The sequence below is a fragment of the Rhodothermales bacterium genome (genome assembly GCA_034439735.1).
In the GTDB taxonomy this organism is placed as follows: domain Bacteria; phylum Bacteroidota; class Rhodothermia; order Rhodothermales; family JAHQVL01; genus JAWKNW01.
This window is the reverse complement of sequence record JAWXAX010000087.1, coordinates 1-23270: the sequence shown is the minus strand read 5'-3', so window position 1 is coordinate 23270 and position 23270 is coordinate 1. Positions and strand designations below refer to the sequence as shown.

Sequence of the window (23270 nt, the reverse complement as noted above, 5' to 3'; positions counted from 1 at the left end):
CGCCGGCTTCGTCGCCGCCGGTGACGATGTTGACCACGCCGGCCGGCAGCCCGGCTTCCTGCAAGATGTCCGCGAAGAGGAGGGCCGTCAGCGGGGTGTAGGGGGCGGGCTTGAGGACCACTGTGTTGCCCGTCGCGAGAGCGGGCGCCACCTTCCACGCCAGCATGAGCAGGGGGAAATTCCACGGGATGATCTGGCCGATGACGCCGAGGGGCGCCATGCCGGGGAGGAGGTCGTCCTGCAACTGGGCGCAGCCGGCGTGGAAATAAAAATGACGGGCGACGAGCGGGATGTCGATGTCGCGGGACTCCCGGATCGGCTTCCCGTTGTCTATCGACTCCACAACGGCGAACAACCTCGCGTGTTTTTGAATCGCGCGGGCGATGGCGTACAAGCGCCGCGCGCGGTCGTACCCGCTCAGCTTGCCCCAGCTTTTCTGCGCTTTCCGGGCCGCTTTTACGGCGGCATCGATGTCTGCCGTCGAGGCGTCGGCCACCTCGGCCAGCCGCCGACCGCTGGCGGGGTTTCGGACCTCGATGGATTTCTTCGACGCCGGCATGACGCGCTTCCCGTCGATAAACAGCCCGAACGAACGCCCATGATCCTCCAGCCACGCCTCGGCGACATCGGACGCCTCGGGGGCGGGGCCGTAGGACATGGAGTCGAAGAGGGTGCGGAGCATTGGTTGCAGGTTGGCAGCTTGGGAGGTTGCAGGTTAGCAGGTTGCAGGTTGCAGGTTGGCAGGTTGGCAGGTTGCGGGTTGACGGGTTGCAGGTTGACGGGTTGCAGGTTGACGGGTTGCAGGTTGACGGGTTGCAGGTTGACGGGTTGCAGGTTGGCAAGTTGTGATTCCATGAGAACCTGCAACCTGCCAACCTGCGAACCTGCTAACCAATCACCCCATCGGGATGTGGTGTTTCGCCGCATACCTCCCTGTGGCGGCGTGGGAGAGCTGGCGTTCGAGGTCGATCAGCAGGCTGCTGGCGCCGATCCGGAAAAGCTGGGCGTTGAGCCACGCGTCGCCGAGTTCTTCCTTGACCAGGATGAGCCAGTCCAGCGCCTGTTTGGCCGTGCCGATGCCGCCGGCCGGCTTGAGCCCCACACGTACGCCCGTGCGTTCGAAGTAGTCGCGGATGCAGCGAGTCATAACCAGACCCGTAGGTAGCGTGGCGTTGACCGGCTCCTTGCCCGTGGATGTCTTGATGAAGTCCGACCCCGCCATCATCGCCACCTTGCTGGCCATGGCGATGTGCCACGGAGGGCCGAGTTCGCCGGTGGCAAGGATGCTTTTCATGTGGGCGGGACCGCAGGCTTCGCGCATGAGGCGAATTTCGTCGTAGAGCGCGCGCCAGTCGCCGCGGAGGACGTGTTCGCGGGAGACGACGATATCGATCTCCGACGCGCCGGCCTCTACCGAGGCGCGGATCTCGTCGATGCGGGTGGCGAAGGCGCTCTGGCCCGCCGGGAAGCCCGTGGAGACGGCCGCGACGGGGATGCGGGAGCCGGCGAGGGCCTCCAGCGCATCCGGGATGCGGCTGTGGTAGACACAGACGGCGCCCACCGTGAGCGGAAAATCCACCAACCCGAGGGCGGTGAGGATATCGGGGCGAACGGGCCGGCGGGCTTTGCCGCAGAGGCGTTGGACGTTGCCGGGCGTGTCGTCGCCGGCGAGGGTCGTCAGGTCCAGGCACGACACGGCCCGGAGGAGCCAGGCCGTCTGCCACGCTTTCTTGACGGTGCGGCGCGTCCCGAGCGTGGCCGCGCGCTGACGGAGCGCGGCCGGGTTCACGCGGGTGTGGCGGACCCACGCGAGGTCCAGCGCAGTGCCGGCGTTGCGTTCAGTTCGGGTTGCGAACATAAGGGCGATCAGCCGCCGGCCATGTGGCGCGCGTGATACGCCGCGCCGATGATGCCGGCATCGTTTTCGAGGACAGCCGTGATGAGCTCGGCCTCGGTTTTAAGGAGATGAAAAAACTTGATGCTTTTGTTGGGTTTGCTCACCCCGCCGCCGATGATAATGACATCGGGGCCGAAGAGAAATTCGATGTGATCCAGATATTCCTGGACCCGTTTGGCCCAGTCGACCCAGTTGAGGTCAAATTTCTTGCGGGCGCTGTCGGCCGCGTAATGTTCGGCGTCGCTTCCGTGCAGGATGAGGTGGCCGAGTTCCGTGTTCGGGACAAGCGCCTGGTCGATGAACAGTGCGCTTCCAATGCCGGTGCCGAAGGTGAGCAGGAGGACGAGTCCGTTGCGGCCTTTGCCGGCGCCAAAGGCCAGTTCCGCCACGCCGGCGGCGTCCGCGTCGTTCACGACGACGGTCTTGCAGCCGGTACGGACTTCGATCAGGGCTTCGGCGTTGGTGCCCAACCAGGACTTGTCCACGTTCGCGGCCGTCCGCGCCACGCCGCGTTTGATACGGGCCGGGAAGGTACATCCGATGATGCCCTTCCATTCGAAGTGCGTCACGATCTCGTTGACGACCTCCGCTACGGCCTCTGGCGTGGCCGGCTGCGGGGTCGGGATGCGGAATCGTTCTTTGGTGAGGGTGCCGGTGGTCAGATCCACCGGAGCGCCTTTGATGCCGGATCCGCCAATATCAATGCCTAGTATCTCCACGGTTGTTTAAGCTATTATTAAGCTGTTTTTCAAGCAACGGCTGAGACTGCCGCGTAATTGCCGCGTGAAAGGAGCTACCTTAAATACCTACTTTGTCCGCCTGATAAAAGACGTGTGTCTCGTTGAGACGTGAAAAAACAGAAAAGTATATGCGAACGTTCTTGCTTGTCTGCCTGTTGATGACGCTTTCGCTCGGCTCGTGCCAGTGCTCGGATAAGCCTGAGATCGGCCCGATCGAAGACGCTACGGCTGCCAGTTCCAATACATAACAGCGCCGGCCGGCCCTTCGGCTGCCAGCGCCGCCACATAGCCGTGTTCGAGTGGAATCGCGTGCAACGTCCAGCGGCCGGCATCCTCAGGATCGACGCGCGACTGCAGGAGGCGCGCCGGTTCGCCGGGTACGAGGCTCACGTCGAACTGGTTCAACGGCAACGACAGCCCTTCGCCGCGCGCCTTAATATACGCTTCCTTACGTGTCCAGCAGTTGAAAAAAGCGATCGTCTGGGCATGAGGGGGGAGGGCGCGCAGCGACGCCACTTCGCCGGGTGAAAAAAACCGCTCGGCCACCCCGTCTTGCGCCGCTTCCGGGCGAACGCGTTCGACATCGATCCCGATCTCCCGGCCGATCGCGATGGCATAGAGGGCATACCCGCCACTGTGCGACACGTTGAAGCCCACTTTCTGCCCGCGGAGCTCGGCGTTTAGCGCCGGCTTACCGTACGGGCTATAGAAAAACTGGAGCGCCTCTGGTCGCCGGCTGACGTAGGCCCCGAGGATGTGCCGGAGCACGCCGCGTGCGACGATATAGTCCTTCCGGTTGTGCTCGAATCGGAAGCGGCTCGCCTTTGCACGTTCGTCCATCGACAACACGCGTTCGAGCCGCTCGAGATGTTTGGCCGGTTGATGCAGCAACGCCCGCCAGACGTGAATTTCCTGCGGCGGAAGCGTCAGGTCGGGCGGCGGCGAGTGCCAGGGAAGGGAGGGAACCATCTGGGGTGTCACTTATCAAATCACGCGTTGCTGCGCACGCCTCGTGCGGCGGCGCCAGCACGTACGCGTGTGCCCGAAGGTCGTCGCGGCGTGCGGGCGGTTCAGATTTTTGGGTTCAGGAGTCGACGCATGCGCATTCCCGAGGAGAAGGTAGATGAGATCCGCACAGCCATCGGCATCGTCGATGTCGTGGGGGATTATGTCTCGCTCAAGCGGCGCGGTTCGAACTATACGGGCCTGTGCCCCTTCCACCAGGAGAAGACGCCTTCGTTCAACGTCAACCCCGAGATCGGCATCTTTAAGTGTTTCGGGTGCGGCGCCGGCGGGAATAGTTTTCAGTTTTTGATGCGGGTCGAGAACCTCACGTTCCCCGAGGCTGTCCGCCTGCTGGCCGACAAGGCCGGCATCCCCCTGCCGGAGGACGACACGCCGGCGGAGTCGAACGAAAACGAGTCGATCTACAACGCCCTCCGTTTCGCCGCGCGCTTCTTTTATCGCCAGCTCACGCGCGAGCGTGAAGGGGAGGCCGGCCTCGCCTACCTGCTCGGCCGCGGCTTCACGAAGGAGACCATCAAGGCATTCGGGCTCGGGTATGCGCCAGATGCGTGGGATGCACTCCTCACCGCCGCAACGGAAGCCTCCATCGAATCGGAGATCCTGGAAAAAGCCGGCCTGATCATACCGCGACGGGACAAAGGCGGCTACTACGACCGTTACCGGGGCCGCGTGATCTTCCCCATCCTGTCGCACATCGGCAAAGTGCTCGGTTTCGGCGGGCGTATCCTGGCGCCGGCGGAGGATCAACCCAAATACATCAACTCGCCCGAGACCAGCGTCTACCACAAAAGCCAGGTCCTGTACGGGCTTTCGCAGGCGAAGGATGAAATCCGCCAGCGGGGCGAGGTGATCCTGGTCGAGGGGTATACGGACGTGATCACGCTGCACCAGGCCGGCGTCCGGCATGTCGTGTCGTCGAGCGGAACGGCCCTCACGTCCGAGCAGGTCAAGCTGATCTCGCGTTATGCGAAACGGGTGCTGGTGCTGTACGACGCGGACTCGGCCGGCGCCAACGCGGCGGTCCGGGGGCTGGATATCGTCCTGGAGCAGGGGCTGGCGGTGTACAGCCTGGCGCTGCCTGCGGGGGAAGACCCCGATTCGTTCGTCCGCGAAAAAGGCGGCGAGGCGCTCATCGCCTACCTCGACCGGAATCGGCAAGATTTTGTGACGTTTAAATATGCCCAGGCCCGCGCGACAGGGCAGCTGGCAACCCCCGAGGGCCAGGCCGCGGCGATGCGCTCCATCCTGGAAACCATTTCTCGTCTGCCGGACCCGCTCCTCCGCGAAACCTACCTCCGCCGCGCCAGCGACGTGTTGCAGGTGCCGGACATCGAGCTGCGCGAGGTGATGGGGACCCTCGGCAAAAAAACCCGCCCCACGGCCCCGGCCTCGACGGCCGAGCCGCGACGCCGGGACGAGGAAAGGGGAGTGGACGCGCCAGCGCCTGCGGCGTACGTGCAGCCGTTGCCGCAAGAGAAGATGCTCTTACGGCTCATGCTCGAACACGGCAATCCGATGGTCGAGTACATCCTGGGCCACATGAGCATGGACGAGTTCAGCGAGGGCGTCATGCGCGAGACTGTTGAACGGGTGCTGGCCATGTACCACGCCGGCGGCGTGGATCGCCTGCGGTTCATCGAGACCGAGACCAACCCGTACATCGTCGCGCTGGCCACCGAGGTGCTCGTCCAGGAACATGCGCCCTCGATCCACTGGGAGCGGAAGCAGAACATCCCCATCCCCCGTTTCAACGAGGCGCCCTACGAGACGGCCGGGGACAGCATGAAGCTGCTCAAGCTGCGACGGGTGAAGGAGGCGATCGATCGCAAGAAAGACGCGATCTTCCGTGCCCAGAAACGCGGGGAGGACCTCCGCCCGCTCCAGGAGCAGATGTCGGCCCTGCGCGAACTCCAGAAAGCCATCCAGCGGAAAGCCTTCCTTGAATAGGGGTTTAAGGTTCGGGGTTTCAGGGTTAAGGTATTCTGCACCTACACCCACGTTGAACCTTAAACCCCGAACCTTTAGAAACCGTTGAGATTTGCGATTTGCATAGTGAGAAAGTCATCCCCGCGCAGGCGGGGACCCAGAAAAATGCCGGTCTGATGGCTGGATTACTTCGTAAGTCGCTTCGCTCGTTTCCCGCCTGCGCGGGAGCCTGCCCCCGGCTTTGACCGGGGGATGACGATGCCTTTGATTGTGGAAATCCCAAAAGTCTCTTAACCGCGCACGCGATAAATCACCCCGCCGCTCATCCGGAACGCCTTGCCCACGTTTTCGCCGGACACCGTGTAGCCGGCGCCGAGGCCAATGCCCAGCTGCGCCGTGATCGGGGTGTAGAGGGTGCCGCCGACCCGGATGAACGAAATCGCGTTGGAGGGGAAGGGGACGCCCGGCCCGATGTCCGTGCCCGGCTGCGATTGCTGGAAGTTGGCCCAGAGATCCGCATAAAACGCGCGGCTCCCGTAGCCGGCGCGCACGATGGTGTCGAAGGCGCCCGGGACCTCGACCGAGGCGCCGGCGACGGTCACGTCGCTCCGCCAGATGTAGCCGGACTGAACGGCAGCGAAGGCGCCGTTGCCGAACTCGATCTGCCCGACAAGTCGGCCATCCAGATGCGTCGACCGGTGCCCGATGGCGACCGGCGCCTCGATGGCGTAGCGGCTGGTGGGCGCCATCACGCCAACCGATCCGAGCAGATTCAGCGTCATCCCATTCGCCAGGGTATGTCGCACGATCAGACCCTTGACGCACAGGGCCAGGTCCTGGAGCGATGACTCGTCGAGCGCGCTGTTATTCGAGGCTTTGGCGCTGATAAACGGCAGGTTGACGATCACGTCGAACCGCGAGGACAGCCCGTACGCGGCGTACAGACTCACGCTCTGCGTCGTGATTTCGCCGAGGCCGGGTTCGGAAACGAGCTGATCGCCGACATAGAACTCATCGTAGCGTTCCCAACTGTACGACAATGCGAGGTCGAGATTCCCTTTATTTTTTTTGAATCCATCGATCATGCCCTGACCGGAGGCCGAGAGCGGGAGGGCGAGGAGGCCGGCTACAAACACGACGGCCATGCGTCGCGCCAGGCGCAATGTAATGCGGGGTAATACCATGGGGAGTAGGTGAGTTGGTGGACGGTTTGGAGAACCGGAGAAACACACGGCTCGGCGATTCGACGGACCGGGCGGTCGTCGGGCGTGCCGGCCGGGCTTGCTTGCAGAGATGGCCGAACGCCGCCGAGCACCGAGCGAACAGATCGTTCGGCAGGCGTAAGAAACCCCCGTGCATCGAGAAGTGCAAGATGTGCGCGCGCTATGGCCCTACCTTGGGCGCCTGTCTGGATGTATCTGCTTTCCAGGCCAGGGAGGCGCGGCGCCACACAGGCGGGCATAAATACGCGTGGTTTCGGGTCGATATCTCATCCAGAAGGTGTATCTTGAACCAGGTCGTTAAGAACCCTCAGCACCCCAACACCCCTGGACGACGGAATTGCCGGTCATGAAAAAACAACAGTCGCCCGGTTCAGTCACCGCATCATCCCACGCCGGTAATGGAAGCGGCGTCGCCCATTCGGCCCCGCTTCTGCCCACGGCCACCTCCGCTCAGCGCGTTCCACGGAATGCCCCGCTGGATCACATTGGCCTCTACTTCAATCGCGAGTTGAGCTGGCTGGATTTTAACTGGCGCGTACTGTACCTGGCCGTCGACGAGCGCTTGCCGCTGCTTGAACGCGTCCGCTTTCTGGCCATCGTCTCCTCGAATCTGGACGAGTTCTTTCGCAAGCGCGTCGGGGGGCTCAAACGGCAGGCCGCCGCCGGCGTCCGGCGCCTCTCCCCGGATGGCCGTACGCCGGAGCAACAACTAAAACTGATCTGCAGTGCGATCCCGAGGATGTATCGTGAGATGGGGACCATCTGGCAGCGCACGCTGAAGCCCCTCCTGGCCGAAAACGCCGGCATCCACGTGCTCAACTACAACGACTGCACTGCCCGCCAGCGCGAGCGGCTCGATGCCCACTTCCGCACCAACATCTACCCGATCCTCACGCCGCTGGCCGTGGATCCTGGGCACCCGTTCCCGTTTATCTCGAACCTGAGCCTCTCCCTGGCCGTGATGCTGCGGCATCCCCAGCGCGGTGGTGAGCATTTTGCCCGGCTGAAGGTCCCGAAAAGCCGGCAGCGCTGGGTGGCCCTCGACGAACCGAACCACTTCGTACCCGTCGAGCAGGTGATAGAACACAATGTGGAGAGCCTCTTCCGGGGGATGGAGTTGCTGCACGTCAACGCGTTTCGCATCACCCGAAATGCCGATGTGCGCCGGAACGAAGAGGAGGCGGACGATCTGATCGAGATGATCGCCGACGAACTGCAGGAGCGCCGCTCGGCGCCGGTCGTCCGTCTGGAGGTCGATAACGACATGCCGGCCCACGTCCAGCTCCTGCTCATGCGCGAGTTGGAGCTCGAGGCGGTGGACGTCTACCGCACGACCGACGGCCTCGTCGACCATGCCGATTGCAGCTTTTTCGCCAACCTCAATCTCCCGGAACACACTTTTCCCCGCTGGGAGCCGCACATCCCCAAACGGTTTTTGCCGGGGCCGCCCAAGGCGCCCACCAACATCTTCGAGGAGATCAAAAAGGGGGATCTGCTGGTGCACCACCCGTACGAGTCCTTTCGCGGCACCGTCCAGCACTTCCTGGAAATGGCGGCGGACGACCCCCAGGTGCTGGCCATCAAGCAGACCTTGTATCGCACGTCCTCGGACTCCCCGGTCGCCCAGGCGCTGGTGCGTGCGGCGCAGGCCGGCAAACAGGTGGCCGTGCTCGTGGAAGTGAAGGCCCGGTTCGATGAGGAGAATAACATCGAGTGGGCCCAGATGCTCGAAAAGGCCGGCGTACACGTTACGTACGGGCTCGTCGGCCTCAAGACCCACACCAAGGTGACGCTCGTCATCCGCGAGGAAGAGGGCAAGGTGCAGACATATTGCCACATCGGCACCGGGAATTACAACCCGACGACGGCCAGGCTCTATACGGATCTCGGTCTGTTTACCGCCGACAAGGAGCGGGGCTACGATGTCGTCAACCTCTTCCATTACCTCACAGGCTATGCGCCCGAACAGCACTACACCGGGTTACTCGTCGCCCCTCGGGACATGCGCGACGCGTTTCTCCAGCTCATCCGGGACGAGGTCGGGCACCAGAAAGCCCACGGCACAGGTCGCATCGTCGCTCAAATGAATGCGCTGGACGACGTGGAGGTGATCAAGGAGTTGTATCGCGCGTCGCAGGCCGGCGTGTCGATCGATTTGATCCTGCGCGGCCATTGCCGGCTCCGCCCGGGGCTGGCCGGGTTCTCGGATAACATCCGCGTGATCAGCATCCTGGGGCGGTTTCTCGAACACGGCCGCATCTACTGCTTCCACAACAATGGGGCGCCCAGGGTGTTTATCGGCAGCGCGGACTGGATGCGACGCAATCTGGAGGACCGCATCGAAGTCGCCACGGAAATCAAGGACCCCGCGATTCGGAACCGGCTCATCGAGACCCTCCGCGCCGCGCTCAACGACCGGCGCTCCGCCTGGGATCTGCGCGCCGACGGGCACTATATCCTTCGGACTCCGGGCCCTGGCGAAGAGGATTCGGGGTACCAGGATGTGATGATGCGACGTGTACACGTCTGGAATGACTCCGCCGATCCCACCGCGTAGTGGCGGCCCTGTAGAGACGCTCCTGTGGAGCGTCTCAGCGAGGTTTCCGCATTCCTGAATGCGTACGAATGTCCGCATTCGTTGCGAGACGCTCCAGAGGAGCGTCTCTACGACCTCCCTTTTCAAGGCACAGCCTGCGCCTGGTCGGCCGTGAAGACCATCCGCGGGCTCAGTCCCATCGGCTCCCCGGGCAGGGCCTCTTCCTGGATCCGCCGGCTCGCGATCTCGGCGCTGACGGACAACTCCCGCCAGAAGCCGGTCTTCCACAGGCTCCTGTGCAGGGTGATCACCTGATGCTGGAGCTGACGGTAATACGTCGGATTTTCCTCGGCCATCGTCTCGAACCGCTGCGCGAGAAGATCCAGCCGCGTCATGTTCTCGCTGCTGAAGCCGAAGCGGCCGATATCGTCCACCAGGGCCTCGTATTGTTCGTCCCACACGGTGACGTCCTGGGGGTTGGAGAGCCAGAACGTGGTGCGGTCGAATCGGAAAATCCGCTCCGCCCCGAAGGAGGCGAGGCCGCAGGCCTCGAGGCGGCGGGCGGCGCCGAGGGGAAGGAAGAAGCGGACCGGACCGTTTTCGTGCCAGGCGGCGAGCTGCACGTCGCCGCCGGCGGGCACCAGATACCCGTCCCGGGGCTCGGGCAGGTCCATGTGCGGGTTGAATCGCATAAACCGAGCATACCCCGAGGCGTCCGCCGCCGCGGTGCCCCATTCCAGCGAGTCGCCGGCCAGGGCGAGGGCCTCGAGCAGATCCGACAGAGCGATCTTCGATCCATCGGCGAGCTGCACACGTTCCATACGCAGCGTGAGCGAGGTGTCGATCGGTGAGGCTTCCGTGCCGCGGAGCGAGCCGTAGACCGAGGGCACGTAGGTCCGCGAGTAGGTCCGAAACCCGGTGTCCTTGGAGACCGCGTCGTACCCGTCCGTCAGCGCCCACATGTACGCGTCGACGACGTTGGAGGCCGGCGTGAACCGCGTGTCGGGATCGTTCAGGTATTTGTCGTAGATCTTGAAGATGTTAAACGGCCCCGTGTGATAGGCGGAGATGCCCGGGATTTCGTGCCCTACGGCGTTGCTGTAGCCCTTCACGAGCACAAACGCCGGCTCCATCGTGAGCAGCGGATGCCATTCCTCCGCGATCTCGACCGGCACGCCCCCGGTCGTTCCCAGCGTGTAGCTATGGATCTGGTTTTTCCGGAGCAGATACGGCATCATCTGGTACCGCCCGCGCGCGCCGACCGACGACACGAGGCGATCGTTGTTAAACGTCTCCACGGTACCGATTTCGGTGGCGAGCAGGCTCAGCCCGAGCAGGCGCGAGAGCTTGATTTCGTATTCGATGAACGAAGCCTCGCGCCGGCGCGCGTCAAACACTTGATCCACGCGGCCCCACTTGACGACGATCGCCTCGTTGGGGATGCCCCGGTTACGGTATTTGGCGACGAGCCGGCGGCTCTCCGCCGCGCGTAATTCGTCGACGCGCTTCCAGTCGGTATACGGCCCCAAAAACATCCCGGCCCGTTCCTCGCTCAGGGTAAACCGTTCGAGCAGGCTGTTCGTCCGGGTGTCGATGACGCGAATCGTAAAGTTGTCGTCGACCGCCTGGCGCATGACATAGATATTGAGCAGATCCCGAAATGGAGGGACGAGGCTTTCCTGCACCGGATTCTGCCTGAGGGTATAGATGGGCGCGGAGAACAGGGCGCTGTGGACACGGTCCGGGTGATTGTCGAGGTCGGTCAACGAAAACGAGGCGCCGATGGCCCGGCCAAAGGGCAACGTCGAGGGATCGACGCGAGCGGCCGGCGCTTCCGTGCGGTTGGCGGCCAACTGGTCGAGTAATTCATGGGACAGGGCCTCGATCGGGCGAGCCCAGATAAAAACGAGCAAGGTACACAGCGATACCCCCAGCGAAAACGCACTGAGGAGGCGAAGCCGCAGGTACCGCGCGCCGAGGGACGTCTGCGCCGTATTGACGACCGACTTAGACATAGTGACCAGCGAAGCAAAAGGGTGCGGCGCGGCGAGTCGGACCGCGCGCGGGAATCAAAAACGTACGCAGGAGGACGGTGCCGGCCGGCGCGCTCGGAGTACCTCGCAGCGCCCAGGCCATCAGCACGTTCCGGGCGAAACAAGGGGCATGCCGTCCTTGACCTCGAAAGGCCGTATGGCTCCCATCGTCATACCATCGCGGTCCGGGCTGATCGCGCCCGATCGCAACCGGTTTGATGCTGGAAACGAACGCGCACGACGGCGCCCATTTTTTCCGGTCGGCACGTCCATCGGACGCCCCCGGGATCTATGCGCGGGAACCGCTGGCCGACGCTTGCGAGCAGGAGTGTGCGGCGCTGGATAAATCAACCTCGGTGGTGGCGCTCATTCCACGTCTCGGCCCTGCCGCGCGCGAAAAGTGCCCTGTGGAAGGTCATCGTATCGCGGCGAACGGGTGCTCCTAATAAGCACCATTCGACGGGGCGACCTGTCACGGGGTGGTCACGGAATCGTGGTATCTTATATGAAATACCATGGAGGAAAAATGGGCCCTCCCGGAACGGGATCGCCCATCGATCAGGCCTGGATGTGCGTGCCTCTGAAATCAGGAGGTTACGTTACGGGGTACCCCCCAACGAGCGGTCGGGAGGTGCCCGATTTGATGTCGTGGGGACACGATATGGCGTGCCCACCGCGTCGGGCCGATCAGGGATCGATGTATACCGCCCGGCTGGTGCGGCCGCGGGAGTCGACCGTACGGAACTGATGAGCGCCGCCGACGGGCAATGGCGCCTCATACCGCGGAGAGTCGGGGCCGGCTTCCGAGCCGTCCGATGCATAATGGATGGTGAGGCCGGGGAAGGCGGCGTTGGCGTGGACGAGGCCGTCCAACAGGAGCACGCCGGGAGGCGGGATGCGGTAAGCGAGCCCGCCGGCGAGGCGGTCGAGCCGCGACAGTTCACGCTGTCCGAGCTGGTTGGCGAATACATTCCAGGCCTCGGCGCGGTGCGTGGCGCCCTCGAACGGCGTGCTCGTTTCCCAGGCCGGCGCTCGCGCCCAGGCGCGTTCCGCGAGTCCGAGGAGTTTGGGGAAGAGGAGATACTCGAGCGCGTCGCGGCTCGTCGCGTTTTCACCCCACAATTGCCCCTGGATACCGAGGATGCGTCCACGTCCTTCGTCGGTCAGCGCCGTCCGCCCCCGCGCCAGGGCGACGGGGTTGAGCGGCGCCCCCATCCGGTCGAAGCGGGCGGACTTAAACAGGTCGAGCGGCGTGAATGCAAACGCGTGATAGGTATCCACGAAGCCGGCCCAGTAGTAGCCGGGCTCCTCGGGGTCTTTGTCGTACGCGAGGTCGAAGTACAGATCGCTCGCATTACTCATCACAACCTCGTAGCCGGCGTTGGCGAGGCGGTAGGCGTTGTCCTCATCCCCCCATCCCCAAACCGTATTCCAGGTGTTAGGGCGGACGCGTTTTCCCCGCAAGACCTCGCTCGGGGTTTTGCCTGCCGGCCCGTGGTGCAGCGCGATTTCCTCCCAGCCGCCCATGGTCAGGCGATGGGCGGCGACCATGGCATAGACGGTATCAAAAAAGGCCTCTTTCAACGCTTCCGGATCGGGTGACGCATGCTGGCTCTGGCAGGCGGGGGAGCCCACCCACGCGCCCACCGGCACTTCGTCGCCGCCGGCGTGGAAGGTGGTTAGCGGCGCGCCGGCCTCGCGGTACAGCGCCACGGTCTCGTCGATCACGTGTCGCACGAACGCGAGGGTAGAGGGGAGGCAGACGTCTACGACGTTGTCGTCCCACATCTGGACGGAGCGATAGGTCGAGCGGTCGTCCGGGTGACGGAGCCGGTAAGCGCCGGCGTCCGGGTCGCCGGCGGTGGTCAGGCGCCGGTGGCGGGCCTCCATGGCGACGATCGCGGCACGGGAGTGCCCCGGGAAATCGAATTCGGGGATGACTTCAATGTGGCGGGCGGCGGCAAATCGAAGCAGGTCGATAAACGCTGCGCGGCTGTAGAAACCGCTGCCGGCGGAGGCGTCGGGCGCCGGGCCGGAGCCGAAGGACGGGTAGAGGCGGTCGCTTTCGTCGAGCGTATGCCCGCGCCGGCCGCCGATCTCGGTCAACTCGGGCAGGCCGGGGATCTCGAGCCGCCATCCTTCGTCGTCGGACAGGTGGAGGTGGAGCCGGTTCAGTTTGTAAAACGCCATGGCCTCGAGGAGGCGCTCGATCGATCGGGCATCGTGGAAGTGGCGGGCAACATCCACGTGCATACCGCGGAAGCCGAAGCGGGGCGCGTCGAGGAGATTCACCGCATCGACAGCCACGGAGTCGCCGGAGGCATCGGGCGGCAGCAGGGCGCGCAGGCTCTGGATCCCGTAAAACACGCCGGCCGGCGTGGCGCCCTCGATGACCACGCCGCCCTCGGGCGACATCGTGAGGCGGTAGGCCTCGTCGGGGGCGCCGCTGGCCGGCGCATCCACCGCACTCGTGACCAGCGCCACGATCCCCGGTCCGCGCTCCTCGCTCGGTGCCACGGCGGGTGGAGTTATGAACAGATCGCCGAGCGCGCCGGCGAGATAGGCCGCCTCTCGCTCGAGTCCCAGAGCGTGGTGGATGCGGGTGTCGGAGCCGATGGTGAGCGTCGTTCCGGTACGCTCGAAGCGCATCGGTGTCGGTGTCACCGGAGGGAGGGTAGGGAGGGGGAGTGGCGTGAGGAGGGCGTTTTCGGCGAAACGGGAGGCCGCGGTCGGCACGGCGAGCAGGTCTCCGGGGAAGCGGGTGGTCTGCTCGGGCCGTATGAACGGCGCGATCCGGACGTCGGCTATCGGGGTGATGTCCGCGCCGGCCACGAGGTAGAAGCCGGCCGGGGCGTCGGTGTGTTTGATGAGCCAGTCCTGGGAAGGAATGTCGATGGCCACCGAGTCGCCGGGCGCCAGCGGCTGGAATGCGGCTCGGGGTGTGAGCCGGTAGAAGTCGCCATTGAGGTGGGAAACGGCGAGCGGCCCGGCGACGCCGGCGCTGTCGATCAGGCGGCCAAAGTTGAAGTAGATGGCCCAGTCGGCCGCCGGCATCGGAGTCTCGCCGACATTCGCGAGGGTCAGACGCGAGCGCGCCTGGAGGGGCTCGTTCACGGGGTTTTGCAGGACCTCCCAGGAAAGGGCGATGGCAAAAGACGGGGCATTAGCAGGCTCAGGCATCGGTTCGCCGGCGCAGCGGGCAAGGAAGGTCAATAGGACGACCGCGCAGGCGGCGAGGACCAACGAACGAAGCGGATGAAGAGGCACAGCGTTAGCGGAGGAGGTCCGTCATGGTTAGGATACGAGGGTCGTGCCGGCCGGCATGGCCGAGTGAGATCAAGAGGGTGTCCTCCCCGACGTGGCTGTTGGCGGAGGACACGCCCAGCCGGCCCTCGCGCAGGAGTTCGTGCAGGGTTTCCTTGATGGTGCGCCTGCTACCCCCGGTCGTTGACGAGCCGTGGATCAGTCGGACGGAGGAGCGCCCGCGCCGGCGCGCCTCGGCCACCGCCCGCAGCGCCAGCCCCTCGGCCTCATCGACCGACGCGCCGTGGAGGTCGAGCGTCACGGTCTGGCCATCATCTTTGAGTGTCGGAAACGGCATGGGTAAAAGGGAAAAGGGAAAAGGGAAAAGGGAGAAGGCAAAAGGGAGAAGGTAAAAGGTAAAAGGTAAAAGGCAAAAGTGAGGAGTGAAGAGTGAAGAGTGAAGAGTGAAAATTTGCGGCTCCATCCTCGAATTAATTCCGTTTCCCCCCTTTTGCCTTTTCCCTTTTGCCTTTTCCCTTTTCCCTTTTGCCTTTTCCCTTTTGCCTTCTAGAACGCGTCGCTTTCCAATACCACATTATCCCTCCCAAAGAGCCGGCTCAGGCCGTTCATGAGTTCGGGGGTGGGTTCTACGACGTATTTGCGGCTGTGGACGCGTTGTTTGCCGCCGGGGAGTTCGGGGGCGTAGATGTCGAAGTAGAGTTTGCAGGTGCCCCGGTTGGCGTCGCAGAGGTCGCGCAGGGCCTCGATGTCTTGCAACTCGGTCGACGTCGCGTCGACACGGAGGACGATGCCGTGGATGTACTGGTCGCGCACCTTCCACATGGGCACGATATCCTGCGCCTTCACCTTGACGCTGCCGCCTCGCACCTCCGTGTTACCGCGGACGAGGACGATCTCGTCCACCTTGAGGTACTGCTGAAAGCGGTCGAATTCCGACGAGAAACAGGTGACTTCGCCCTGCCCCGTGAAGTCTTCCAGCGAGGCGAAGACGATCGGTTTGCCGGTTTTGGTAATGCGGCGCTGGATGTCCGTGATGATGCCGCAGAAGCGGTGGACAGGACCCTGTTGCCGGTACGGATCGCCGCCGCCGCCGCCGAAAGTGGGGGCGCCATCGCCGGCGCTCTGCGCGCGTGCGATCTGGAGTTCGAGGGCCTCGACATCGCCGAGGCGGGCCGTGGAAAACGCGCGGGCTTCGGCGGCAAACTCCTCAAGTGGGTGACCGGAGACGTAGAATCCGATGAGTTCGCGTTCGGATTTGAGCTGGCGGGACCGGGGCCAGACGTCCACGATGGGCAGGTTCGGCTCCATCGTGAAGGCGCTGCCGGTCGTTTCGCCGAAGAGCGAGTTCTGGCCGGCGGCGAGGTCCGCCTGGACGCGCTGGGCAAATTTCATCGCCGGCCCGATGGCCTCGACGAGCTGCGCGCGGTGCCCCTCGAGGTCGTCCAGAGCGCCGGCCTCGGCCAGGCACTCCAGCGTCTTTTTCCCGACCACCCGCATGTCCATGTCCTTAACCAGCTCGAACACGGAGCGGTAGGGCTTCTCGGGGTGGCGGGCGGCGACGATGGACTCGATGGCGGCCATGCCGGCTCCCTTGATGGCGCCCATCCCGATCCGGATCTTGCCGGTGTCGACCGTGAAGTGGGCCTGGCTGCGGTTGACGGAGGGCGGCAGGAGGTCCAGGTTGAGCCGGCGCGCCTCTTCCAGCATCACCGCCAGCTTCTTCGTATCCCCCATTTCGTTCGTCATCGCGGCAGCCATATACTCGGGCGCGTAGTTCGCCTTGAGGTAGGCCGTCTGGTAGGCGACGAGCGAGTAGGCGGCGGAGTGGCTCTTGTTGAAACCGTAGCCGGCGAATTTGGCCATCATGTCGAAGACCTCATTCGCCGTCACCGCGGCGATCCCCTTCCGTTGTGATCCCTCGACGAAGATCTGGCGCTGGGTGTCCATCTCGGACTGCTTCTTCTTACCCATGGCGCGCCGCAGGATGTCCGCCTGGCCGAGCGAGTAGCCGGCCATTACCTGCGCCATCTGCATGACCTGCTCCTGGTAGATCGGGATGCCGAAGGTGGGGCGGAGGATCTCTTCCAGCACCGGGTGCGGGTAACTCACCGCCTCGCGGCCGTGTTTGCGGTCGATGTAATTCGGGATGAGGTCCATCGGGCCCGGCCGATAGAGCGCGTTCATGGCGATGAGGTCGTCGATTCCCGTCGGCTTCAGCTTCCGCATCCACTCACGCATGCCTTCGGACTCAAACTGGAAGATAGCGACCGTGTCGCCGCGTTTAAACAGGTCGTACGTCGCGGTGTCGTCCAGCGGGATGGCGTCGATGTCGATCGTCTCCCCCCGGTTTTCCCGGATGAGCGCCAGTGCGTCGTTGATGATGGTGAGGGTTTTGAGCCCCAGGAAGTCCATCTTCAGCAGGCCGAAGGCCTCGATCCACTTCCCGTCGTACTGGGTAGTGACGACTTCGTCGCCCTTGCTTTTGGCGACCGATACGGGCACATAATCGCTGACGTTGCCCGGTGCGATGATAACGCCGGCGGCATGCACGCCGGTATGCCGCGCCGAGCCTTCGAGGACCGATGCGTAGTGCATCAGGTTGCGGATCTGGGGGTTCGGATCCTTGAGGAGCTGTTTAAATTCCGGGACGGTCGACAGTGCGTATTCGAGATCGACTTTGGGTCCTTCCGGGATCATCTTCGCGATACGATCCGCCTCGGCAAGAGGAATGCCCAGCACGCGGGAGACGTCGCGAATGACGGATCGGGCGCCCATCGTCCCGAAGGTGATGATCTGGCAGACGTTTTCGCGGCCGTATTTCTGGACGACGTAGTCGATCACCAGCCCGCGCCCACGGTCGTCGAAGTCGATATCGATGTCCGGCATCGAGACGCGCTCCGGGTTGAGGAATCGCTCGAACAGGAGGTCGTACGCGAGGGGGTCGATGTTGGTGATGCCGAGGCAGTAGGCGACGGCGCTGCCGGCGGCCGACCCGCGCCCCGGGCCGACGCTTACGCCCAGCGTGCGTGCGGCGGTCGTGAAGTCCTGCACGATGAGGAAGTAGCCGGCGTACCCCATCGTCTTGATGACGCCCAATTCGAAGGTGAGCCGGTCGACGATGTCCTGGCTGAGGGGCTGGTACCGCTGCGTCGCCCGTTCGAACGTGAGATGCTTCAGGTAGGCGTCCATGTCGTTGCCGAACGCCTCCGGAATCGGGTAGTGCGGCATGAGCAGGTTACCCATCGGCAGGTCGAACGAGCAAGAATCGACGATCAGGCGGGTGTTGTTGAGTGCGTTTTCGCGCTGGATCGGCGTCAGTCCCTTGAGCGACCCCAGCATGTCCTCGGTGCTCTTGAGGTAGAACTGGTTGTTCTCGAACCGCATCCGGTTCGGGTCATTGAGGTCCTTGCCGGTTTGCAGGCAGAGGAGCACGTCCTGCGCCTCGGCGTCCACTTGCTCGACATAATGGACGTCGTTTGTGGCGACGATCTTGACGTTGTAATGCTCGGCCCAGCGGAGCAGCACCTCGTTGCATCGGTGCTGGTCCGGGATGCCGTGGTCCTGGATCGCGATATAGTAGTGCTCGCCGAAGATGTCCAGGTACCGCTGGAAGACGAGCCGGCCGGCCTCTTCGCCCCGATTCAAGATCGTCTGCAACACCTCGCCCTGGAGGCAACAGGTGGTGGCGACGAGCCCGCCCGAGAGCCGCTTCAGCGTGTCGAGATCGATCCGCGGCTTGTAATAATACCCCTCCGAATAGGAGAGGGAGGAGAGTTTGATCAGGTTCTGGTAGCCCTCGGCGTTGCGTGCGAGGAGGACCTGATGGTAACGCGTCTTGTCCGATCGGTCCTGCATGCCGTTCGGGGCGATGTAGAATTCGCACCCGAGGATGGGTTGGACGCCGGCCTTCTTCGCGGCCGTGAAGAATTCGGGGACGCCGTACAGGTTGCCGTGGTCCGTGATGGCGAGGGCCGTCTGGCCGAACTCGGCCGCGCGGGCGACCATCGTCTTGATCTGCGCCGCACCGTCCAGCAAGGAGTACTGGGTGTGGCAGTGAAGGTGGCTAAAATCACACGTATGCATCCCGGATCGGCGACGGTGGAGCGGGTAAAAGGCCAGGAGGAAATCGCCCTGAAGATTCGCGCCGTAGGCGGCTGGAGCGGCTGAGACACGACGCCGGCACGGCAGCTGAAAGGAACGGAAAATGCCGGCTCCGGGCAACCCATGTGGATAAGTAGATCCCAATCGTTGGCGCCTGAGGGCGCGGCTGATCCGCGGCTGTTCAAGGGGCCGGCGATGGGAGGATTCGGGCTCGCCGGGAGCCCTATTTCCGGCTCAATTGAGGGCCTTTACTGTGTGAATTCCTTCAAAACGGTAAAAAAACCCATGCTGTATGCGGGAACGCGAGGGCGATGGGTGAGTTTTCCGTGTGGCACGGTCGGGCAGAAAGCGCCTGGAACAGCTATTTTGTGCCACTCGAGCCTCGAAAATAGGCCGATTTTGAACAGAAAAGCGGTAATGCTTGACTCCTCTTGGGGCGAGTGTTATGTTTTTCCTGTCTTTCCCTGGGGTCTCAGGCGCGGTTGTCTGGCCTCTCGACATCATTTCGATTCATCTCAAGGAGAGTAGAAAATGAGCAAATTTGACGAACTTAGAGATTTTGTGGTTGGCCTCGAACGAGATTTTTCTCAGTTCTATGAGAAAGGCAACAAGGCTGCCGGAACGCGCGTCCGCAAAGCGATGCAGGATCTCAAAAAGATGGCTCAGGATATCCGCGTAGAAGTGCAGGACAAGAAGGCGTAATCTTCCCTTGTCCAGCGCTCAGGCGATGAAAAAGGCTATGCTCACCGGGCATGGCCTTTTCCATTTATGAACGGTTCCATTTCGGCAACTCATGGATCGATCATCCTCTCGGTCTGGGCTCGAAACGCGCGGCGGCCACGTGGCCAGAACCAGCGCCGCGGTGTATGCGGTCCTGTGCGTCGCCCTCTGGTTTGTGCCGCTCCTGAATCGGCTCCAGGTGGAATCCGCCGCCGTTATCGCCGCGGTAGCTTTTTTTTCGGCCGGCCTGGATGCCCTCGCCGCTTTTCGACAGGGGCGCCCCTTCAGGCCTGAACTGGGCCGGCAACTCGCGGCCCTGATCGTCCCCCTCGTACTCATGACCTCGGCCGCCATCTGGGCGCCGAACTGCACCCTCGGGCAGGGGCTGGCGTTTTTTGCTCTCTTTCCGATACCGAGTGTCGTCCTGGCCTGCGCCGTGGCGTTTGCGGTCGACCGGTCGCCCATACGCCTGAAAAAAGGGGCGTTCGTCGGCCTCGGCGTGGCGCTCGCCCTGGTCCCCCTGCTGTACGACATCGGCTTCCACCCGCAGTTCTACAGCTACAACCCCGTGTTTGGCGGCTTCCTGGGGCCGATCTACGACGAAGAACTCGTCATCCGCCCCGGTCTGGTCGTGTATCGGATAATGACGCTGGCGTGGGCGGTGCTCATCGTTTTCGCGAGCGCATCCGGGCGGGGCGTGGGGCGCCGGCCGGCGGCCTGGTTCGTCCTCGCATTCCTGGCGGCTGGCTACCTCGCGGCGCCCCGTCTGGGCATCACCACCACCCACGAGCACATCCACCGGACCCTCGGCGGAGCGGTCGTCACCCCCCATTTCGAGATCTACTACGACCCGGAGGCCGTCACGCCCTCCGAACTCCAAATGCTCGCGGAGGACCACGAATACCGCTATCACGTACTCGCCACCCGTCTGGGAGTAGAGGTCCCCGGCCGCATCCGCTCGTACCTCTATCCGGACGCCGAAACACGCGCCCGCCTCACCGGCGCTCGGTACACGAATGTCGCCCCGGTGTGGCTCCGTCAGCCGCAGACGCACGTGCTCCGGGAGGCGTACACCGATGTGTTTCCCCACGAGCTCGCGCATGTCTTCTCCCGTGCCTTCGGGCTGCCTGTCCTGCGTGCCTCGCTCTCAGTAGGCCTCGTCGAAGGATTCGCCGAGGCCATGGAGCCGCCGAGTGGCCGGCCGTCGCTCGACGAGCAAGTGCTCGCCGCCGCCACGGCGTCGGTGGACGGCGATGCCGCGATGGCCGTCCAGGCGCGCCGCCTGGCGGACCGCCTCTCGCCCCTGGGCTTCTGGACGGGGCGCGGCGCGGTGTCGTACACGATGATGGGCTCGTTTGTAAGCTACCTCATCGACGCCTACGGGGTCGACCGCTTCATGGCGGTGTATGGGCGTGGCGACTTTGAGCGGGTGTATGGGAAGACGGTGGATACGCTCGCCGCCGAGTGGGAACGGCGCCTGGCGGGGCTGCCGGCGCTGGATATCGGCGTCAGGGCGTATGTCGTGCGTCGCTTTTCGCGGCCCTCGCTTTTTGAACAGGAGTGCCCCCATTACGTCCCTCCCCATGAACGCGCCTTCCGGGAAGCGGAGGCCGCCCTTGCCGCGGGGGATACCCTTGCCGCGAGGGAAGCGATCGATCGCTCCCTCGCGATTGAGCCTCGCTTCGAACCCGCGCAAACGGCCTGGGCGGCGCTTCAGCTGGCTAGAGGAGATGCCGCGGCGGTGCTCGATCGGTATGGCGCGTACGCCGTGATCCCGGACGAGGCGCGGGCGGACACGGTCGCACTCGGAATGCAACTCGTGCTCGCGGATGCACACGCCCTCGCCGGCCGCCCCGACGACGCGCGCCGGCTGTATGCCGCGGTGGATCGCGCGTTGCCGCCCTTCCTCCATCACGAGCGGGCGATCCTTCAGCTCCGCGCGCTGGCCGTCGACGATCCCGCCACCGTGCGCGTCCTACACCACGCAGGGCTCCCGGCCGAAAAAGCCGATGCCCTCACGCTAGCGGGCTCCGCCGCCTACCTCCGGAGCCACTATCTGGCCGCCGCTGAACGCTTCGACGAAGCCGTGGCGGCGCTGGAGGCGGCCGTCGTCGCCTCCCCCCCGCCAACGCTCGAGATCGGTCGTCAGCACGGCGTCTGGCAGGCGCAGCTCCTCTACCGAGCCGGCCGCATCGCCGAGGCGCGGATCGCGCTGGCCGACGCCATCGCTGTGTTCGAGGATGCCGGCGCCCTGCAGGAAGTGCGGCGGCTGGCCGACTTTTCGCGCCGGCTGGAGTATATTGATAACCATCCCCTGCGAATCGAGCCGCTATCCGCCGCCGAACGCTAGCCCGAGCACCGAGTTCGAATCGCTACCCATCACCCAACGGAAGGTCCAATGAACATGCGATCACGTCTGACGGTTATCGGTTTGACCGCCCTGACGCTGGCAGGTTGTGCGGGCGCCCGAACGGCTGGAGAGGAGCGCGAGCCTTTTGTCATCGAGCGCTCGCCGGCGCGCGCCGCTGTTGGGATGGCCCTGGCCGACGTCGATTCGACGGTCCAGAGCGTGCAACTCTACCGGATCGGGGTGGCCGAGCCCACCGAGCCGGGAGCGAGTTATGAGGTCCAGTTCCCGACGATCGCGCTGGGGTCGGCGGATCGCCTCGAACTCAAATTCGACCTCCTGGAGCCGGCCGGCCGGCCGCTGAGTGTATTCTTCTACCACGCCGACGCGGCCTGGGAGCGTGACCTCACGCCGTCCGAGTACCTGGCCGGATTCCATCGAGATCAGCTCATTAACTTCACGCCCTCCCGAGCCACCGACGTCCCGTACACCCACTACGTCTACCGCTTCCCGAGCGACGCGGTGTCGTTTTTGCTTAGCGGAAACTACATCCTCCGTGTCACCGAGCAGGGCATGGAGGATGAGGTCCTGTTCGAGCGGCCGTTTTATGTGACCGAGCAGGCCGTGGCACTCGAACTGGGTGTCGAGAATATGATCATGAGCGACCGCGGCTTCAGCGCCGTGCAACCGTCGGCGGCGTTTCTCCCTTCGCCGGCGCTGCAACCGGGAGCGTACGACTTCCAGGTGTGTTTCGTCCGCAATGGTCGTTTCGAGGCGCCCCGATGTTCGGAGCAGCCGCGCCTGTACCAGTCGCCGGCGCTCCAATTCTACCTCGAGCCCGACCAGGCTTTCGAGCCGATCACGTCCGACTACTTTCTGGATCTCAGCGCGCTCCGGGTGGGCAATCAGTTGGCCCGCGTCGCGTTTGACGAAGCACCGTTTCGGGTGACGCTGGAGCCAGATTACGCGCGGTTTCCGGGCAACCCGCTGGCGCCGTTTCTGCGGGGCCAAACCGTCATCGCCGGCGCCGTGACCGATGTCGCCAATCCCGATGTGTCCGCCCAGTACGTAAACGTCGGCTTCCGTTTCGTGACGGACTCTGGCCGGCCCATCGACGGCGGCGTATCACTCAGCGGCAGTTTCAACGGCTGGGACGATCGGCTCGCGACGCGGATGACGTGGAACGAGGCGGAAGGGCATTACGAGGCGGATCGCCTCCTCAAGCAGGGGCAATACGAATATCGGTACATCGCCGGCGACAACCGCCTACCCCGCGGCACCGTCCCCCGCCCCGAAAATCTCTACACCGCGCTAGTCTATTTCTCCGATATCCACCTGCAAACCGATCGGTTGCTGGCCATCGGCGGTGTAGTCTTTTGACTGGTGATTAAACATCAAAAAATGCAGATTAAGTGCGATGGGTTGTAGTTCACTTCCCACTTTTCACTTTTCACTTT

At 63.9% G+C, this 23270-nt stretch carries 14 protein-coding genes; 5 read left to right on the top strand and 9 right to left on the bottom strand.

Annotated elements, in window-relative coordinates; all coding sequences use genetic code 11:
- The 4 genes from SH809_07075 to SH809_07060 all read right to left on the bottom strand — a co-directional run.
- Nucleotides 1-682, bottom strand: a 682-nt coding sequence (locus SH809_07075; protein MDZ4699449.1) for an aldehyde dehydrogenase family protein, incomplete at its 3' end; no start/stop codon positions are given.
- Between the two features lie 213 nt (nt 683-895).
- Entirely contained in the window at nt 896-1858 is a 963-nt protein-coding gene (gene deoC / locus SH809_07070; protein MDZ4699448.1) for a deoxyribose-phosphate aldolase, read from the bottom strand.
- 8 nt (nt 1859-1866) lie between these two features.
- Complete coding sequence (locus SH809_07065) at nt 1867-2616, bottom strand: ROK family protein (GenBank protein MDZ4699447.1); 750 nt, start codon at nt 2614-2616, stop codon at nt 1867-1869.
- A gap of 243 nt (nt 2617-2859) precedes the next feature.
- Entirely contained in the window at nt 2860-3606 is a 747-nt protein-coding gene (locus tag SH809_07060; protein MDZ4699446.1) for a 4'-phosphopantetheinyl transferase superfamily protein, read from the bottom strand.
- Nucleotides 3607-3735: 129 nt separating this feature from the next.
- On the opposite strand from SH809_07060, the gene dnaG reads away from it, so the two are divergent.
- Nucleotides 3736-5610, top strand: coding sequence for a DNA primase (dnaG, locus tag SH809_07055; GenBank protein MDZ4699445.1), 1875 nt, complete (start codon nt 3736-3738; stop codon nt 5608-5610).
- Nucleotides 5611-5879: 269 nt separating this feature from the next.
- On the opposite strand, the gene SH809_07050 is transcribed toward dnaG, so the two are convergent.
- On the bottom strand, nt 5880-6773 hold the full coding sequence (locus SH809_07050) for a hypothetical protein (GenBank protein MDZ4699444.1): 894 nt from the start codon (nt 6771-6773) through the stop codon (nt 5880-5882).
- Nucleotides 6774-7158: 385 nt separating this feature from the next.
- On the opposite strand from SH809_07050, the gene ppk1 reads away from it, so the two are divergent.
- Nucleotides 7159-9369 carry a polyphosphate kinase 1 gene (gene ppk1, locus SH809_07045; GenBank protein ID MDZ4699443.1) on the top strand — a complete coding sequence of 737 codons (2211 nt, stop codon included), beginning with the start codon at nt 7159-7161 and terminating at the stop codon, nt 9367-9369.
- Nucleotides 9370-9491: 122 nt separating this feature from the next.
- On the opposite strand, the gene SH809_07040 is transcribed toward ppk1, so the two are convergent.
- The 4 genes from SH809_07040 to dnaE form a co-directional block, all read right to left on the bottom strand.
- The gene (locus SH809_07040; protein ID MDZ4699442.1) at nt 9492-11363 is read right to left on the bottom strand and encodes a hypothetical protein; all 1872 of its coding nucleotides are present in this window, start codon (nt 11361-11363) and stop codon (nt 9492-9494) included.
- Nucleotides 11364-12068: 705 nt separating this feature from the next.
- The gene (locus tag SH809_07035) at nt 12069-14648 is read right to left on the bottom strand and encodes a family 20 glycosylhydrolase (GenBank protein ID MDZ4699441.1); all 2580 of its coding nucleotides are present in this window, start codon (nt 14646-14648) and stop codon (nt 12069-12071) included.
- A 4-nt stretch (nt 14649-14652) separates the two neighbouring features.
- Complete coding sequence (locus tag SH809_07030; protein MDZ4699440.1) at nt 14653-14982, bottom strand: Smr/MutS family protein; 330 nt, start codon at nt 14980-14982, stop codon at nt 14653-14655.
- Between the two features lie 209 nt (nt 14983-15191).
- Nucleotides 15192-18728 carry a DNA polymerase III subunit alpha gene (gene dnaE / locus SH809_07025; protein MDZ4699439.1) on the bottom strand — a complete coding sequence of 1179 codons (3537 nt, stop codon included), beginning with the start codon at nt 18726-18728 and terminating at the stop codon, nt 15192-15194.
- Between the two features lie 549 nt (nt 18729-19277).
- On the opposite strand from dnaE, the gene SH809_07020 reads away from it, so the two are divergent.
- The 3 genes from SH809_07020 (at nt 19278) to SH809_07010 (ending at nt 23193) form a co-directional block, all read left to right on the top strand.
- Complete coding sequence (locus SH809_07020) at nt 19278-19448, top strand: histone H1 (GenBank protein ID MDZ4699438.1); 171 nt, start codon at nt 19278-19280, stop codon at nt 19446-19448.
- A 139-nt stretch (nt 19449-19587) separates the two neighbouring features.
- On the top strand, nt 19588-21816 hold the full coding sequence (locus SH809_07015; protein ID MDZ4699437.1) for a hypothetical protein: 2229 nt from the start codon (nt 19588-19590) through the stop codon (nt 21814-21816).
- 48 nt (nt 21817-21864) lie between these two features.
- Entirely contained in the window at nt 21865-23193 is a 1329-nt protein-coding gene (locus tag SH809_07010; protein ID MDZ4699436.1) for a DUF5103 domain-containing protein, read from the top strand.
- Nucleotides 23194-23270: the final 77 nt, after the last annotated feature.